Source organism: Ruegeria sp. BE3 (assembly GCF_056538865.1).
The window spans coordinates 274,113-288,170 of record NZ_JBQFTW010000004.1 but is presented as its reverse complement, the minus strand read 5'-3'; the positions used below and the strand labels follow the sequence as shown (position 1 = coordinate 288,170).

General features: G+C 58.4%; 18 protein-coding genes. 12 read left to right on the top strand and 6 right to left on the bottom strand.

Annotated features, from left to right (window positions below; translation table 11 throughout):
• Positions 1-84: 84 nt before the first annotated feature.
• Positions 85-3,429: a carbamoyl-phosphate synthase large subunit gene (carB, locus tag ACR0AZ_RS12795; protein WP_480667589.1), complete on the bottom strand. Its 3,345-nt coding sequence runs from the start codon at positions 3,427-3,429 to the stop codon at positions 85-87.
• A gap of 177 nt (positions 3,430-3,606) precedes the next feature.
• On the opposite strand from carB, the gene ACR0AZ_RS12790 reads away from it, so the two are divergent.
• The 4 genes from ACR0AZ_RS12790 (at position 3,607) to aspS (ending at position 7,859) form a co-directional block, all read left to right on the top strand.
• A complete protein-coding gene (locus tag ACR0AZ_RS12790; RefSeq protein ID WP_480667613.1) occupies positions 3,607-4,734 on the top strand; it encodes an aminodeoxychorismate synthase component I in 1,128 nt (375 codons plus the stop codon).
• Entirely contained in the window at positions 4,689-5,336 is a 648-nt protein-coding gene (locus tag ACR0AZ_RS12785) for an aminotransferase class IV family protein (protein WP_480470530.1), read from the top strand. Before ACR0AZ_RS12790 ends, ACR0AZ_RS12785 begins: the two co-directional genes overlap by 46 nt.
• The gene (locus tag ACR0AZ_RS12780; RefSeq protein WP_480470529.1) at positions 5,333-6,004 is read left to right on the top strand and encodes a CPBP family intramembrane glutamic endopeptidase; all 672 of its coding nucleotides are present in this window, start codon (positions 5,333-5,335) and stop codon (positions 6,002-6,004) included. The genes ACR0AZ_RS12785 and ACR0AZ_RS12780 overlap by 4 nt, the downstream gene beginning before the upstream one ends.
• A 79-nt stretch (positions 6,005-6,083) precedes the next feature.
• Positions 6,084-7,859: an aspartate--tRNA ligase gene (gene aspS, locus ACR0AZ_RS12775; RefSeq protein WP_480470528.1), complete on the top strand. Its 1,776-nt coding sequence runs from the start codon at positions 6,084-6,086 to the stop codon at positions 7,857-7,859.
• A 183-nt stretch (positions 7,860-8,042) separates the two neighbouring features.
• Here aspS and ACR0AZ_RS12770 read toward each other — a convergent pair whose 3' ends face one another.
• Entirely contained in the window at positions 8,043-8,759 is a 717-nt protein-coding gene (locus tag ACR0AZ_RS12770) for a response regulator (RefSeq protein WP_480470527.1), read from the bottom strand.
• Positions 8,760-8,895: 136 nt separating this feature from the next.
• On the opposite strand from ACR0AZ_RS12770, the gene mce reads away from it, so the two are divergent.
• Positions 8,896-9,300: a methylmalonyl-CoA epimerase gene (gene mce / locus ACR0AZ_RS12765; protein ID WP_010441821.1), complete on the top strand. Its 405-nt coding sequence runs from the start codon at positions 8,896-8,898 to the stop codon at positions 9,298-9,300.
• A gap of 5 nt (positions 9,301-9,305) precedes the next feature.
• On the top strand, positions 9,306-9,581 hold the full coding sequence (locus ACR0AZ_RS12760) for a DUF1467 family protein (protein WP_480470526.1): 276 nt from the start codon (positions 9,306-9,308) through the stop codon (positions 9,579-9,581).
• Positions 9,582-9,585: 4 nt separating this feature from the next.
• Here the strand turns inward: ACR0AZ_RS12760 and ACR0AZ_RS12755 are convergent, their stop codons facing one another.
• From ACR0AZ_RS12755 to ACR0AZ_RS12745, 3 genes are all read right to left on the bottom strand, one after another.
• Entirely contained in the window at positions 9,586-10,284 is a 699-nt protein-coding gene (locus ACR0AZ_RS12755) for an EI24 domain-containing protein (RefSeq protein WP_480667588.1), read from the bottom strand.
• A complete protein-coding gene (locus ACR0AZ_RS12750; protein ID WP_480667587.1) occupies positions 10,281-10,859 on the bottom strand; it encodes a nitroreductase family protein in 579 nt (192 codons plus the stop codon). The genes ACR0AZ_RS12755 and ACR0AZ_RS12750 overlap by 4 nt, the downstream gene beginning before the upstream one ends.
• 137 nt (positions 10,860-10,996) lie before the next feature.
• On the bottom strand, positions 10,997-11,245 hold the full coding sequence (locus tag ACR0AZ_RS12745; protein ID WP_480470523.1) for a hypothetical protein: 249 nt from the start codon (positions 11,243-11,245) through the stop codon (positions 10,997-10,999).
• Between the two features lie 120 nt (positions 11,246-11,365).
• On the opposite strand from ACR0AZ_RS12745, the gene ACR0AZ_RS12740 reads away from it, so the two are divergent.
• From ACR0AZ_RS12740 to ACR0AZ_RS12720, 5 genes are all read left to right on the top strand, one after another.
• Positions 11,366-12,067, top strand: coding sequence for a M48 family metalloprotease (locus tag ACR0AZ_RS12740; protein ID WP_480667586.1), 702 nt, complete (start codon positions 11,366-11,368; stop codon positions 12,065-12,067).
• Complete coding sequence (locus ACR0AZ_RS12735) at positions 12,067-12,429, top strand: YigZ family protein (RefSeq protein ID WP_480658450.1); 363 nt, start codon at positions 12,067-12,069, stop codon at positions 12,427-12,429. The genes ACR0AZ_RS12740 and ACR0AZ_RS12735 overlap by 1 nt, the downstream gene beginning before the upstream one ends.
• Positions 12,430-12,497: 68 nt before the next feature.
• The gene (locus ACR0AZ_RS12730; protein ID WP_480667585.1) at positions 12,498-12,749 is read left to right on the top strand and encodes a DUF6455 family protein; all 252 of its coding nucleotides are present in this window, start codon (positions 12,498-12,500) and stop codon (positions 12,747-12,749) included.
• Positions 12,750-12,763: 14 nt separating this feature from the next.
• A complete protein-coding gene (locus tag ACR0AZ_RS12725) occupies positions 12,764-13,024 on the top strand; it encodes a DUF6455 family protein (protein WP_480470519.1) in 261 nt (86 codons plus the stop codon).
• 8 nt (positions 13,025-13,032) lie between these two features.
• Positions 13,033-13,290, top strand: a complete 258-nt coding sequence (locus ACR0AZ_RS12720) for a DUF6455 family protein (protein ID WP_480667584.1) — start codon at positions 13,033-13,035, stop codon at positions 13,288-13,290.
• A gap of 5 nt (positions 13,291-13,295) precedes the next feature.
• Here the strand turns inward: ACR0AZ_RS12720 and ACR0AZ_RS12715 are convergent, their stop codons facing one another.
• Positions 13,296-13,538, bottom strand: a complete 243-nt coding sequence (locus ACR0AZ_RS12715; protein ID WP_480470517.1) for a CDGSH iron-sulfur domain-containing protein — start codon at positions 13,536-13,538, stop codon at positions 13,296-13,298.
• Between the two features lie 215 nt (positions 13,539-13,753).
• Between ACR0AZ_RS12715 and ACR0AZ_RS12710 the strand changes: the two genes are divergently transcribed.
• A complete protein-coding gene (locus tag ACR0AZ_RS12710; protein ID WP_480470516.1) occupies positions 13,754-13,942 on the top strand; it encodes a hypothetical protein in 189 nt (62 codons plus the stop codon).
• Positions 13,943-14,058 lie beyond the last annotated feature (116 nt).

Here is a 14,058-nt window from a genome sequence, read left to right as displayed (position 1 = left end):
CATCATGTGGGCCACGAGCACGAAGGGGAAGAAAAAAGACCCCAGCCGAGGCCGGGGTCAATTCATACGTGCTGTTGCTAAGGTTTAGCCCTGCAGCGATTTCACCTCAACATCGCCCTCGGCCTGTGCCTTTATCGCCAGCGCTGCGGCGTTCGATCCCGCAGCTGTGGTGAAATATGGAATCTTGTCATAGAGCGCGATGGAGCGGATGGCCTTACTGTCCTCGACCGCTTGCGCGCCCTCAGTTGTATTCATCACCAACTGCACCTGACCGTCTTTCAGCATATCGACCACATCGGGGCGACCCTCATAGACCTTGTTGACCACCTCACAGGCGACGCCCTGTTCTTCCAGCCAGCCCTGCGTGCCGCGGGTCGCAACCAACGCAAATCCTTGCTCAACCAGAACATTGGCGGCCTCAAGCATTGCTTTGCCCTTGTCGGCATCTTTGATTGAGATAAACGCACGTCCCGAGGAAGGCAGGACCATGCCAGCCCCCATTTGCGCCTTGAGGAAGGCCCGCGGGAAGTCACGGTCCCAGCCCATGACCTCGCCAGTTGAGCGCATTTCCGGACCTAGGATGGTGTCGACGCCGGGGAAGCGGGCGAAAGGCATCACGGCCTCTTTCACCGAGAACCACGGCATGTTCGGGTCGGCCAGAGTCATCTGATCGGCAATCTTGGTGTCCTGACCTTCCTGATATGCGGGGCGCTGCGGGAAGTTCGCCAGCTTCTCACCAGCCATGACACGCGCGGCAATCGACGCGATGGCACTGTCGGTCGCTTTGGCGACAAACGGTACGGTCCGTGAGGCGCGCGGGTTGACCTCGATCAGGTAAATCTCGCCATCCTTGATGGCGAACTGCACGTTCATCAGACCGACAACATTCAGCGCTTTGGCCAGTTTGAACGCCTGATCCTTGATTTGACCAAGGATTTCCTTCGACAGCGAATAAGGGGGCAGCGAACAAGCCGAGTCACCAGAGTGAACGCCGGCCTCTTCGATATGCTGCATGATACCAGCGACATGTACGGCCTCACCGTCACAAATGGCATCCACGTCCAGCTCAACCGCACCGGCCAAATAACTGTCCAGCAGAACCGGGCTGTCGCCCGAGACCACCACAGCCTCATTGATATAGCGTTTCAACTGCTCCATATCGCGCACGATTTCCATGGCGCGGCCACCCAGAACGTATGAGGGGCGGATGACCAGCGGGAAGCCGATTTCATCGGCGATCTCCAGAGCCTGCTCATCGGTCGAGGCGATACCGTTCTTGGGCTGTTTCAGGCCCAGATCATTGACCAGCGCCTGAAAGCGTTCACGGTCTTCGGCAAGGTCAATCGCATCCGGTGTGGTGCCGAGGATCGGAATGCCTTCAGCCTCAAGCGCGTTGGCCAGTTTCAGCGGGGTTTGGCCGCCGAACTGAACGATCACACCGTGCAGCGTGCCGTTTTCCTGCTCTTTTGTCAGGATTTCCATGACGTGTTCAAAGGTCAGCGGCTCGAAATACAGACGGTCCGAAGTGTCATAGTCGGTCGAGACCGTCTCGGGGTTGCAGTTGACCATGATGGTTTCATAACCCGCTTCGGTCAGCGCGAAACAGGCGTGGCAGCAGCAATAGTCGAACTCGATCCCCTGACCGATCCGGTTTGGGCCACCGCCAAGGATGACAACTTTTTTGCGATCAGACGGGCGCGCTTCGCACTCGACCTCGCCCATCATTGGGGCTTCGTAGGTTGAATACATATAAGGCGTCTGCGCTTCGAACTCGGCAGCGCAGGTGTCAATGCGTTTGAACACGGCGTTGACGCCCAGATTGCGGCGGGCACGGCGGACGTTGTCCTCATCCCTGCCAGTCAGATTGCCCAGACGAGCATCGGTAAAGCCCAGCATTTTCAGCTTGCGGATGCCGTCTTCGGTGACCGGCAGGCCATCTTTGCGGACCTGACGCTCGGCCTCGATGATCTCGCGGATACGGGCCAGGAACCACGGGTCAAACTTGGTGACGCCAAAGATTTCGTCATCGGTCAGGCCGTGACGCATGGCCTGCGCGATGGTGCGCAGACGGTCGGGGGTTTGTTTGCTGATTGCCTTGATGACAGCAGCCTTGTCGGTGGCTTCTTCCCAGACACCAACGTTCAGGCCGGGGATTTCGATTTCATCAAACCCGGTCAGGCCCGATTCCATCGAGGCCAACGCCTTTTGCATCGATTCGTGGATGGTGCGACCGATGGACATGGCCTCACCCACCGATTTCATCGCGGTGGTCAGGTAGGGCTCGGACCCCGGGAATTTTTCGAAGGCAAATTTCGGGATCTTGGTGACGACATAGTCGATCGTAGGCTCAAACGAGGCCGGGGTGACCTTGGTGATGTCGTTGTCCAACTCGTCCAGCGTATAGCCAACGGCCAGCTTGGCCGCGATCTTCGCAATCGGGAAACCGGTCGCCTTGGACGCCAGCGCCGAGGAGCGCGACACACGTGGGTTCATCTCGATCACAACCATGCGGCCATCATCGGGGTTGATCGCCCATTGTACGTTCGAACCGCCGGTTTCGACCCCGATCTCACGCAGAACGGCAATCGAACCGTTGCGCATGATCTGGTATTCCTTGTCGGTCAGCGTCAGGGCAGGGGCCACGGTGATCGAGTCGCCGGTATGCACGCCCATCGGATCGACGTTTTCGATGGAACAGACGATGATGGCGTTGTCGGCGGTGTCGCGCACCACCTCCATCTCATACTCTTTCCAACCCAGCAGGCTTTCATCGACGAGGATCTGGTTGACGGGCGAGGCATCCATGCCCGAGCGGCAAAAATGGATATAATCCTCACGGTTATAGGCCACGCCGCCACCGGTGCCGCCCAGAGTAAAGGCAGGGCGGATAATGGCGGGCAGGCCGATTTCCTCAAGCTCATCCAGTGCCATCTGGACACCGGCGTCCAGATCGGTGGAGCCGTCTTCACGTTTGGGGGCGGTGACGATGGTCGCCTTAGGGTTCTCAAGACCTAACCGGTCCATCGCCTCGCGGAACAGGGCGCGGTCTTCGGCCATCTCGATGGCGTCGCGCTTGGCGCCGATCATCTCAACGCCGAACTTGTCCAGAACGCCCATCTCTTCCAGCGCCAGCGAGGTATTCAGGCCGGTCTGTCCGCCCATAGTGGGCAGCAAGGCATCGGGGCGTTCTTTCTCGATAATCTTGGCAACAACTTCTGGGGTAATCGGCTCGATATAAGTCGCGTCCGCCAGACCGGGATCGGTCATGATCGTCGCGGGGTTCGAGTTCACCAGAATGACCCGGTAGCCTTCTTCACGCAGCGCTTTACAAGCCTGAGCGCCGGAATAGTCGAACTCGCAAGCTTGACCGATAACAATGGGGCCCGCCCCGATTATCATGATCGACTGGATGTCGGTTCTTCTCGGCATGGCCTTGTTCCTTCGATTGTCCGCGAGTCAGGGCACCGCCCCAGCGCCCAAATTGTCCTGCGTTATAGGGACCGCGCGAAAAGGTGCAAGAGCTATCGGAAACAGGGGCGAAATTGCCGCTTTCCCCCCTTTCACCTGCTGGCGTATCCTCTATATCGCGCAGCACGGCAAATGAGGATGCACTTGCGTATTCGTTTCGATCAGGGACCAGCCGGGCGTGGCACCCGGTTTGAGCGTCCATCCAAAATCATCCGCGCGGATAGTGCGGAGGAGGTGCCCCAGGCTCTGGCGGCGCTCGATCAGGCGCGTGCAGATGGGGCCTGGCTGGCCGGCTACGCAAGCTATGAACTGGGTTATGTGTTGGAGCCGCGTCTGGCGGATCGCCTGCCCGAGGGGCGACGGCTGCCGCTGCTGTGTTTTGGCGTGTTCGGAGAGCCGGATCGCGTTGGTCTGCCAAAGGACTTGGGCGGTGTCACGGCGTTTCAGCCCCGCTGGGATGAGGCCAGGTATACACAGGCCTTCCGGACGGTGCACGACGCTATTGGCGCCGGTGATATCTATCAGGCGAATCTGACGTTTCCAATCGACCTTGAGGTGACCGGAGAGTCAGACGCACTGTATGCGACGCTCACAGCTGGTCAGCCTGTTGGTCACGGTGCTTTGGTCGAGCAGGAGGGGTTACCCGACCTGCTCAGCCGGTCTCCTGAGTTGTTTTTTCGCACCGATGCCGAGGGCCGGATCGAAACGCGCCCGATGAAAGGAACCCAGCCGCGCAGCGAGGACCCGGTCGAAGATGAACGTCGTAGGGCTTTCTTGTCATCAGATGAAAAGAACCGCGCTGAGAACCTGATGATCGTCGACCTGCTGCGCAACGATATCAGCCGCGTGGCGCTGGCGGGCTCGGTCAAAGTGCCCGAACTGTTCAAGGTCGAAACCTATGCGACGGTTCATCAGATGGTATCGCTGGTGCAGGCGCAATTACATCTTGGGGTTGGCCTATCGGATATTCTGACGGCACTGTTTCCCTGCGGCTCAATCACCGGCGCGCCAAAAATTCGCGCCATGGAGATATTGTCGGAGTTGGAGCCATGGCCGCGCGATGTTTATTGCGGCACCATCGGATGGGCCGCGCCTGATGGACGGTCTGAATTCAATGTGGCCATCCGGACGCTCATGGTCGAGGACGGCAAGGCAACCCTGAACGTGGGCGGCGGGCTGGTCTGGGACAGCACCGCCCCATCGGAATATGAGGAGGCGCTATGGAAAGCCCGCTTCGCCCACCAGCTGAGCTTGATTTCCGTCTGATCGAAACGCTGGCTTTTCGGCCGGGGCAAGGGCTTGTGCGGCTGGATCGTCATTTGTCCCGTATGGCCCGCTCAGCCAAGGCGTTCCAGATTGACTTCGACTGGACCGCTGCTCAGGCGGTCGTGAATTCGGTATCTGGGAAAACCCCGCTGCGTTGTCGCCTGACATTGGATGCATGCGGAAAACTCGATTTGACGGCCGGAGATTTGGCCCCGAACCCGCCGCTCTGGCGTGTCGGTGTGGCTGAGCAGCGCCTTTCTTCGTCGGATATCTGGCTGCGGCACAAAACCACCCGTCGGGCTATCTATGACAGAGCGCGTGCGAACCTGCCTGCTGGTGTTGATGAGCTCTTGTTTCTCAATGAACGAGATGAGGTATGCGAAGGCACGATCACCAATCTGTTTCTTGAGATGCCCGGCGGGCCGTGCCTGACGCCTGCACTGTCCAGTGGGGTTTTGCCTGGAGTTCTGCGCGAAGAGATGCTGGAGCACGATAACACGACAGAGGCGGTGCTGACCCTGGCCGATCTGCAGAAGGCGCAAACGATCCACTTCGGCAATTCGCTGCGAGGGTTGATCCGGGCGGAGCTTGTAACACCGTGAGCAGGCAAAACGAATGGGCTGCGCGCCCAGCTGCCGTGCAGCGACTGAAGCTCGAGTTTGGGCTGTTCTACTTCGCCGTACCGGTTCTGATCGCAGTGCTCTTTCCACCAGATTGGATGTTTCCGTCGCTCTTTGCGTTCACCGGGTTGGGTATTGTCTTGCTGCACAGCACGCCCGGATTTTCGTGGGCCGAGCTTCGCTATGGCTGGCGAAACTGGTCCTGGGGCGAGGTTCTGCTGTTCACAATTGCGATGGCATCCGTCTGCTCAACCCTTGTCCTGACACTGCGACCGCAAGCTGCCTTTGCCCTGTTGAAGCACCGGCCCGAGTTGCTGGCCTTCATCTGGGTCGGTTACCCGCTCGCTTCGGCCTTGCCGCAAGAGTTGCTGTTTCGCGCGCTGTTCTTTCGCCGCTATCACGCAATCCTGCCGAAGGGATATGCCGCCTATTGGCTCAACGCGGCACTCTTTTCGCTCGCTCACCTGATGTATTGGAGCTGGATCGTTGCCATCATGACATTTGTCGGAGGGTTGCTATTTACCTGGGCCTACGACAAGCGAGGGTCGTTCTTCTACGCCGTTTTGTTGCACGCCATCGCGGGCAACATCATCTTTGCAGCAGGATTGGGGATCTATTTCTACTCGGGCAACGTGCAAAGGCCGTTTTGACGGCGCGACCTGCCTTGACTTTCTATGCCCGACGGGGTGTATCGGCGCGACGAATTCTGCGCCCGAAGGGATATGATCCATGCACGCCTACCGCAGCCACACCTGCGCCGCTCTGACCGCCGCCAATGTCGGTGAAACCGTCCGCCTGTCCGGTTGGGTGCATCGTGTCCGAGATCACGGCGGCGTGCTGTTCATCGACCTGCGCGACCATTTCGGCGTAACGCAGGTTCTGTGCGACGGCGACAGCGCGGCCTTTGCTGAGCTGGAGAAAGTGCGGTCCGAGTGGTGTATCCGCATTGATGGCACGGTCAAAGCCCGCGACGCTGATCTGGTGAACCCTAAGCTGCCCACCGGCGAGATCGAAGTTTATGTGCGTGAGCTGGAAGTTCTGGGTGCCGCTGATGAGTTGCCGCTGATGGTCTTCGGGGATCAGGAATACCCCGAGGAAACGCGTCTGCGCTATCGCTATCTGGATCTGCGTCGCGAGGCGATGCAGCAGAACATGACCCTGCGCTCGGACGTTGTCGCCTCGATGCGCCGTCGGATGTGGGATCAGGGGTTCCGCGAATATCAGACGCCAATCATCACCGCCTCGTCGCCCGAAGGCGCGCGCGACTTTCTGGTGCCATCGCGCCTGCATCCGGGCAAGTTCTATGCGCTGCCGCAGGCACCGCAGCAGTTCAAGCAGCTGATTATGGTGTCGGGTTTCGACAAATATTTCCAGATCGCGCCGTGCTTCCGTGACGAAGACCCGCGCGCCGACCGCTCGCCGACCGATTTCTACCAACTCGACCTCGAGATGTCGTTTGTTGAGCAACAAGACGTGTTCGACACCATCCAACCCGTTCTCACGGGTGTGTTTGAAGAGTTTGGTGGTGGCCGCAAAGTCGATCAGGAATGGCCGCAAATCTCCTACAAGGATTCAGCGCTGTGGTATGGCACTGACAAGCCCGACCTGCGCAATCCTATTAAAATGCAAGTGGTCTCCGACCACTTCCGCGGGTCTGGCTTCGCGATTTTCGCGAAGCTGTTGGAGCAAGAGGGCACCGAAATCCGCGCCATCCCGGCGCCGACCGGTGGCAGCCGTAAATTCTGTGACCGCATGAACGCGTTTGCGCAGAAAGAAGGTCTGCCCGGAATGGGCTACATCTTCTGGCGCGATCAGGGCGAAGGAATGGAGGCTGCGGGACCTCTGGCCAAGAACATTGGCCCAGAGCGTACCGAGGCGATCCGTCAGCAACTGGGGCTGGGCGTTGGCGATGCCGCCTTCTTCTTAGGTGGCAAGCCGAAAGCCTTTGAAAAGGTCGCTGGCAAGGCCCGTGACGTGATCGGTGAGGATCTGAACCTGACCGAGAAAGATCGATTTGCTTTCGCGTGGATCGTGGATTTCCCGATCTACGAGCAAGACGAAGAAACTGGCGCGATCGACTTCGAACACAACCCGTTCTCGATGCCGCAGGGCGGCATGGACGCTTTGCAGGGCAACCCTCTGGACGTACGCGGCTATCAGTACGATCTGGCCTGTAACGGGTACGAGCTGGTCTCGGGCGCGATCCGGAACCACAAACCCGAGATTATGCTGAAAGCCTTCGAACTGGCTGGTTACGGCGAGGATGAGGTCAAATCCCGTTTTGGTGCTCTGTTTAATGCCTTCCACTACGGCGCCCCACCGCACGGGGGCTGTGCCGCAGGGATCGACCGGATCGTAATGCTGCTGGCCGATGAGGCCAACATCCGCGAGGTCATGATGTTCCCGATGAACCAGCGCGCCGAAGACCTGATGATGGATGCGCCGTCCGATCCGACTTCGGATCAGTTGATGGAGCTGGGTCTGCGCATTATCCCGCAGGACTGATCGAAACCGCCCGCCTCGCGCGGGCGGTTTTCGTTATGAGTGTCGAAGATTTACGCCAGACGTCAGTCTAGCGGGTTATGCATGTTCCGACGATTGCTGCGGATATGCTTCGCGGTCTGACGCGTCTGGCGGTAAAGCCAGATAAACAAGAAGGATGCAGTCAGGAAATAGGCCGTCAGCATCTCAGATCGCCTCCTGCCGTTCGAGGCGTTCCTGCACAAGGCCAGCGACCCGCGCCGCTTGAGCCGTGACCGGAGCCCCCTGCCTTCGCGATGCGGCAAGCCGAAGTGCTGCATCTTCGAGGACAGTGTCCTGTGCATCCCGCGCCACGCTTTGCAGAAACTGCGCCGCGTAATCCAGTGTTTGCTGATTGGTCGGTCCGGTCAGCACATCAGCGATATGGGCCATATCGTCTTGATAAGCCAGAGGATCAGGATGAACGATTTCATCGCGCACCGCATCTAAGTCGCTGGGTCGGCGATCTTCGGGCAAAAGCTCAAGGATTGTTTTTTGGAAATAGGATAGTGAGTTCAGAGGTTTGGCCAGAAATCCATCTGCCCCCGCACGCAAGGCGACCGATTTGGAATTGTCATCGCCTGACATGCCGAGGATGACCGCTATTCGCGGCACCGCGTGGGTGAGTTCAGCGATCAGATCAGCGCCAGAGCCGTCCGGCAGCCCCATATCGACGATCAGCACCGAGGGACGGTATATCTGCAGATGACGCCGTGCCGATTTCAGGCAGTCCGCACGTCGGATACGTGCACCGCTGTGCAGGCACATCAAGCGAATTGCATCGCAGGCATAGCGGCTGTCTTCGACCACAAGGATGGTCTGGCCCAGCAGCGGCCGCATCTTGGTGGCCAGCGCCGGAGGGGCGAAAGGTCCCGAATCGTCCATGGCAGAACTCCTGATTAGCAGATGCCTCACGCTAGGAACTTCCGGCTAATACAGGGTTAACGCGCGTTTTGGCGCACTTGCCCTTTGACGGGACAGACCCCATAACCGCTGCAACGCAGAACGGAAGGAGAGTTCCATGATCGGTCGTCTCAACCATGTTGCCATCGCGGTTCCCGACCTCGAGGCCGCTTCAGCCCAGTATCGCAACGCTTTGGGGGCCAAGGTTGGCGCGCCGCAGGATGAGCCCGATCATGGGGTGACTGTCGTGTTCATCGAACTGCCCAACACCAAGATCGAACTCCTGTACCCGCTGGGTGAAAACAGTCCGATCAACGGATTCCTCGAAAAGAACCCGTCGGGTGGCATCCACCACGTTTGCTATGAGGTCGAGGACATCATCGCCGCACGCGACCACCTGAAAGAGACCGGCGCGCGCGTTCTTGGGTCGGGTGAACCTAAGATCGGTGCTCATGGCAAACCGGTTCTGTTCCTGCACCCCAAGGATTTCAACGGTTGCCTGGTTGAGTTGGAACAGGTCTGACGCCGATGACGATCACTGCTGCTCTGGTCCTGTTTGCGGTCATCTGGTTTCTGACCCTGCTGATCGTACTGCCGATACGGATTAAAACGCAGGGTGACCTTGGGGATATCGTTCCGGGCACCCATGCGGGTGCGCCGGAAGTGCATCACATGAAAAAGAAGCTCTGGATCACCACGGGGATAACAGTGATTCTTTGGGCGATCATCGCAGGCATCATCATTTCTGGTCTGATCTCGGTGCGCGATTTCGACTGGCTCAATCAGCTGGAACCGCGCGAGTAGCGCTTCAGGCGCGCGTGTTAGACAAACCGTGATAGAGATGGGTGAAAGTTGCGGCCCCCAGGATCGGGATCAGCAGGTTCACCAACGGTACCGACAAGGGAACGGCCATCAGAATCCCTGCCACCCAGATGGTGAGGCTGTGTTTTGCGCGCAGTTTCCGTGCCCCTTCGCGGCCTAATCGGCGCATGGCGGCGAGGGTGAAATACTCTCGTCCCAGCAGAAAACCGTTCATGCCCCAGAAAATGAACAACGCGAAAGGCGAGAACACGGCGTAGAGGATCAGAGCCAGGAGATTGGCGACGATCAGGACACCCAGAAAGCTGAGCGTGTCACGCAGCGCATCACCAAAGGGAATACGTTGGGCCGGAGGCAAGCCGGGATAATGCCGGTCCTCGACTGCTTGGGCTACTTCGTCGAGAAACATGGATGTGATTGCAGACGCCACCGGCACCATCAGGAATACTGACAGCACCATCATCAACAGAAACGACGACACGCTGAGCAGATCGTTCAGCCATGTCACCTCTCCCAGTATCGGCAGCGTCGCTTGTTCCCCGACCAGAACATTGATCAGCCAGAGAAACCCGGCATAGGCCGCCACCAGCAACGCGAAGGTCAATCCGACGCCAAGCAGCAGCACCTTGCGGAACCGGAGATCACCGATCTGGCCGAGCGCCTTAAGAAACGATTGAATGATGATCATTCCGAAACCCACTGGGTCAGAGCGGTGACATTGGGTCGTGGCCGTTCGGGTGGAGCCGTACCCTCGGTTGCGATGTGGATGAAACCCGCGATGGATTCGTTGTCCGCCAGACCCAGCGCTGCCTGACAAAACGCTCGATCATGGGATTGCCAACCCGACAGCCAGTTCGCACCCCAACCTGCTGCCAACGCGGCGTTCAGAAGCGCCAGGCAGACGGCCCCGGCGGAATAGGTCTGTTCGATTGCCGGGATCTTGTCCGAAGGTTTCTGTACTTCGATGACCGCGACCGCCAGATGTCCCATGTCGAACTGGCTGCGGGCCTTTGCAATCTCTTCCGGAGTCTTGCCGAGAGATTGACCGCACGTCTCGGTCAGCTCGGCCAAACGCTGCATTGCGCCCTTTTCGATGACAACGAACCGCCAGGGCTCAAGCTTGCCATGATCCGGGCTGCGCGCTGCGGCTGTGAGCAGGGGTAACAGCTCATCGCGGGTCGGGGCCGGGGCGACCAGAGTCTTCGCCGGGCGCGAGCGGCGCACTTGTAGAAAATCCAACGCAGCTTGGTTCTTCAGGGACATATGTTAATTTCCTTCACATGGGCAGTCTGTATGTCGGAGGCATGCCGACCGCTTTCAAGGGCAAACTGCCCCTGAAAGGATGACAAATTCAATCGGAAATACTGTCTGTGATCGGATACCAGGGCAGAACTTAGCTGCTATTCCTTGGGGCCATCGGTTTCGCGAATCTGGTAAACACCTTCAGGCAGGTCCAGTGCCGCAGCCAGATCACGCACCTGTTCGGGCGACAGCGTGATCTTCTGGATCTGATCGGTTCGGGTGTCCAACTGCTCGATAGTTACGCATTCGGCGAAGCTGTTGATCACAATATCTTCCTGCAAAGGCTTCGCGCCTTCATCCACCAGCGTGATGACTGTCGAGTCAAATTCGTGTTCGATAGAAAACATGAATGCAGAGTGCCGATCACGGGGCTGTAATGCAACCCGATAGGCGTGCAATCCGCGGTGGTCCCGTCTGGTAAGCCGGGTTATGCTCGACCACGGTCGAAGCGCCTGAAAGGAACCCGAATGCGCCGTCTTGCCCTGATGTTGGTGTTGCTTCTGACCGCGTGTGACACTCCGTCGTTGGTGGCCGTTCCAGCCGAGAACTGGAAGCCAAACTCTACGAGCAAGAAGACCACGGCCCGCAGCTTTGAGCAAGTCGGGCGCGATGTTGCAATTGCTGCCGGAAAAGAGTGCCGCCGCCGTGCGCCCTCAAGCAATTGCGACTTTGTCGTATTGGTCGATCTGAACCCCAATGCGCCTGCCAATGCATTCCAGACGCTAGATGACGATGGCCGTCCGCTGATTATCTTCACTCAACCGATGATCCGGTCGGCGCAAAACGCTGATGAAATCGCTTTTGTCATGAGCCACGAGGCTGCGCATCACGTTCTGGGTCATATCGCGCGGCAGGCTGCCAATGCGAAGGAAAGCGCGAAAATCTTCGGTGATCTCGCGCGAGAACGGGGCGAGGATGCGGCAGGCATCGAACGGGCGCAGAAATTGGGGGCTCAGGTCGGCGTTCAAAACTATACGCAGCAGTTTGAATTGGAGGCAGATCAAATGGGCACGGTGATCACCAATTCGGCCGGATATGATCCGCTGGTCGGCATGATGTTCTTTCAGCGCATTCCCGATCCGGGCGACCGATTCCTCGCTACGCATCCGCCCAATGCCAAACGGGTCGAAGCGGTCTTGCAAACGGCGCGTCAGCTGGGATTGCAGTAATGGCGGGTTTGACGCAGTTAGGCGTCGTCCTCAGCGATCGAGGATCAAAATACGCTGTGACGGGTGCACAGGTTACCAGTCGGGCCGAGGTGGATGCCGTGCTCGCCGATCTGAAATCCGACAAAGCCTATGCCAAGGCCACGCATAACACCTGGGCGGCGATGCTGCCGACAGGAGCGCTTAAGGCGGACGACGGGGAAACCGGCGCCGCGATGGTGATTTTGCGGATGATGGAACGGGCCGGGTTGTCGGACCACGTCATCATCGTAACCCGCTGGTATGGCGGTAAGAAACTTGGCGGTGACCGGTTTCGAAGGGTTCAGGACGCGACACGGGCCTATCTGGATCATTTGGGCCTTTGACCTGAGTCAAGGCGCGCTTGGCCGGATCGGATAGCTTTCCCAAAAGCGTGACAGGGAAAGGAAACCGCATGTCCCACCGCGAAACGCTCAAACGTCATGCCGGTCTTGTGGACGAGATGGCCACAACGCTGGGCGTAGATTTGCAGGAAGCCGCACTCGACGGAGCCGTGCGAATTGATGAATTATCAGAGGCCGTCCTGCGCTGTACAGGCTGCCCCAACCCAGGTCACTGCGAATCGTTTCTGGCAGAAACTCCGGCCGCGTCCCGAACCCCGGAATATTGCCGAAACCAGGAGTTGTTGCAGCGGTTGATACCCTAGGCTCGGGGGCTGTCATGACACAGCTCGGTCAGGTGATGACACATCTCAGGTTGGTGCTGCGCATGGCACGCACGACCGGTACAGATTTGGTCGCAGCGCATCGTGATGGTCATCTGAGCCAGCAGGATTGGGCCGAGATGATTCAGCTTTGCCGCGGATGCGAATGGGCGTGTGCCTGCCCGGACTGGATGGATGACAACAAAACCGCAGAACGCGCGCCTTGCACCTGCCCGAACCGGGATCGGTTTACAGCGCTGAAGCTCCGAGAGTCATAGGTGAGCAGATGCCACAGGTTCCATTGGGGGAAATCGAAACGCATTTCTGGCTAACACGCTCGGTCGCACGCTGTATGGGGGTATCCCTGACCGAAGCGATGGCCGAAGGTAAACTGACCCCCGACGACTATGCCCAAATCGTAACCCGCTGCCGCGCCTCTGATTGCAGCGAGAAATGTCAGGTCTGGCTCGCAGCCCAGCAGTCACGGGCCAAGGAAGCACCTGCGTCCTGCGCCAATTCGAAACCGCTGAACGACCTGCTTTGATCGCCTTACAGTTCGGCGTGAGATCCGTCACACAGTGGTGGATTTGTGCTGTGTTTGCAGCCGCAGAAGAACAGCTTCTTGTCACTCTCAGCGGTGTATTTCATCGGCTCCAGCCCGGTATCCTTATGCGAGCCATCACAGAATGGCTGACGTTGGGATTTGCCGCACGCGCACCAGAAATAGGTTTTTCCCTTGGTCACTTCGACCGGAAAGGGACCTTTTTGAGCAATGATCGGCGCATCTGACATTTGGCGTCTCCGTTGTTGGCTGGCATCAGAAACACAGTGTAGAGCGTGGAAATGAAAAGGATAGAGCACCGGTTCAGATCGCGGCCCCAGCGTCGTTCCGCCTTAATTCACAACCTCGTGATCGATTCGGTTGCCAGATCAGTAACTTGGTCTTATTCTGACACCGGCCCCGAAAAACTGGGCAATATCAGAAAAGTAATAGAGGATTGACGGACATGAAACTGAAATTTGCTGCCATCTGCGCTACAGCTGTTGTTCTGACTGCATGCTCGCAGCAGGAAGAGCCGACCCCGGTCTACATCCAGCCTGATTATGATAAGTACGGTACGCCCAGCTGTGCGGCAGGCTATGAACTGGCCACGACCGAAGCGGGCCAGACTGTCTGTAATCCGGTCACACAATAAATCGCCTGCAGGCGGTCCCGGTTGGGGCCGTCTGCATCCGTACCGCTTAGACCGCCGCATTCGAGGCGGTTTTTTCTTGCCTTTTCACAGTCGCTGCTGAACCTGTGGTCACGAAT

Coding starts and splice junctions, on each gene's coding strand:
- ACR0AZ_RS12730 (WP_480667585.1), top strand. CDS start 12,498: ATGTCCCACCGCGAAACGCTCAAACGTCATGCCGGTCTTGTGGACGAG.
- ACR0AZ_RS12750 (WP_480667587.1), bottom strand. CDS start 10,859: ATGTCCCTGAAGAACCAAGCTGCGTTGGATTTTCTACAAGTGCGCCGC.
- ACR0AZ_RS12720 (WP_480667584.1), top strand. CDS start 13,033: ATGCCACAGGTTCCATTGGGGGAAATCGAAACGCATTTCTGGCTAACA.
- ACR0AZ_RS12790 (WP_480667613.1), top strand. CDS start 3,607: ATGCACTTGCGTATTCGTTTCGATCAGGGACCAGCCGGGCGTGGCACC.
- ACR0AZ_RS12715 (WP_480470517.1), bottom strand. CDS start 13,538: ATGTCAGATGCGCCGATCATTGCTCAAAAAGGTCCCTTTCCGGTCGAA.
- ACR0AZ_RS12740 (WP_480667586.1), top strand. CDS start 11,366: ATGCGCCGTCTTGCCCTGATGTTGGTGTTGCTTCTGACCGCGTGTGAC.
- ACR0AZ_RS12760 (WP_480470526.1), top strand. CDS start 9,306: ATGACGATCACTGCTGCTCTGGTCCTGTTTGCGGTCATCTGGTTTCTG.
- aspS (WP_480470528.1), top strand. CDS start 6,084: ATGCACGCCTACCGCAGCCACACCTGCGCCGCTCTGACCGCCGCCAAT.
- ACR0AZ_RS12710 (WP_480470516.1), top strand. CDS start 13,754: ATGAAACTGAAATTTGCTGCCATCTGCGCTACAGCTGTTGTTCTGACT.
- mce (WP_010441821.1), top strand. CDS start 8,896: ATGATCGGTCGTCTCAACCATGTTGCCATCGCGGTTCCCGACCTCGAG.
- ACR0AZ_RS12735 (WP_480658450.1), top strand. CDS start 12,067: ATGGCGGGTTTGACGCAGTTAGGCGTCGTCCTCAGCGATCGAGGATCA.
- ACR0AZ_RS12745 (WP_480470523.1), bottom strand. CDS start 11,245: ATGTTTTCTATCGAACACGAATTTGACTCGACAGTCATCACGCTGGTG.
- carB (WP_480667589.1), bottom strand. CDS start 3,429: ATGCCGAGAAGAACCGACATCCAGTCGATCATGATAATCGGGGCGGGC.
- ACR0AZ_RS12725 (WP_480470519.1), top strand. CDS start 12,764: ATGACACAGCTCGGTCAGGTGATGACACATCTCAGGTTGGTGCTGCGC.
- ACR0AZ_RS12770 (WP_480470527.1), bottom strand. CDS start 8,759: ATGGACGATTCGGGACCTTTCGCCCCTCCGGCGCTGGCCACCAAGATG.
- ACR0AZ_RS12755 (WP_480667588.1), bottom strand. CDS start 10,284: ATGATCATCATTCAATCGTTTCTTAAGGCGCTCGGCCAGATCGGTGAT.
- ACR0AZ_RS12785 (WP_480470530.1), top strand. CDS start 4,689: ATGGAAAGCCCGCTTCGCCCACCAGCTGAGCTTGATTTCCGTCTGATC.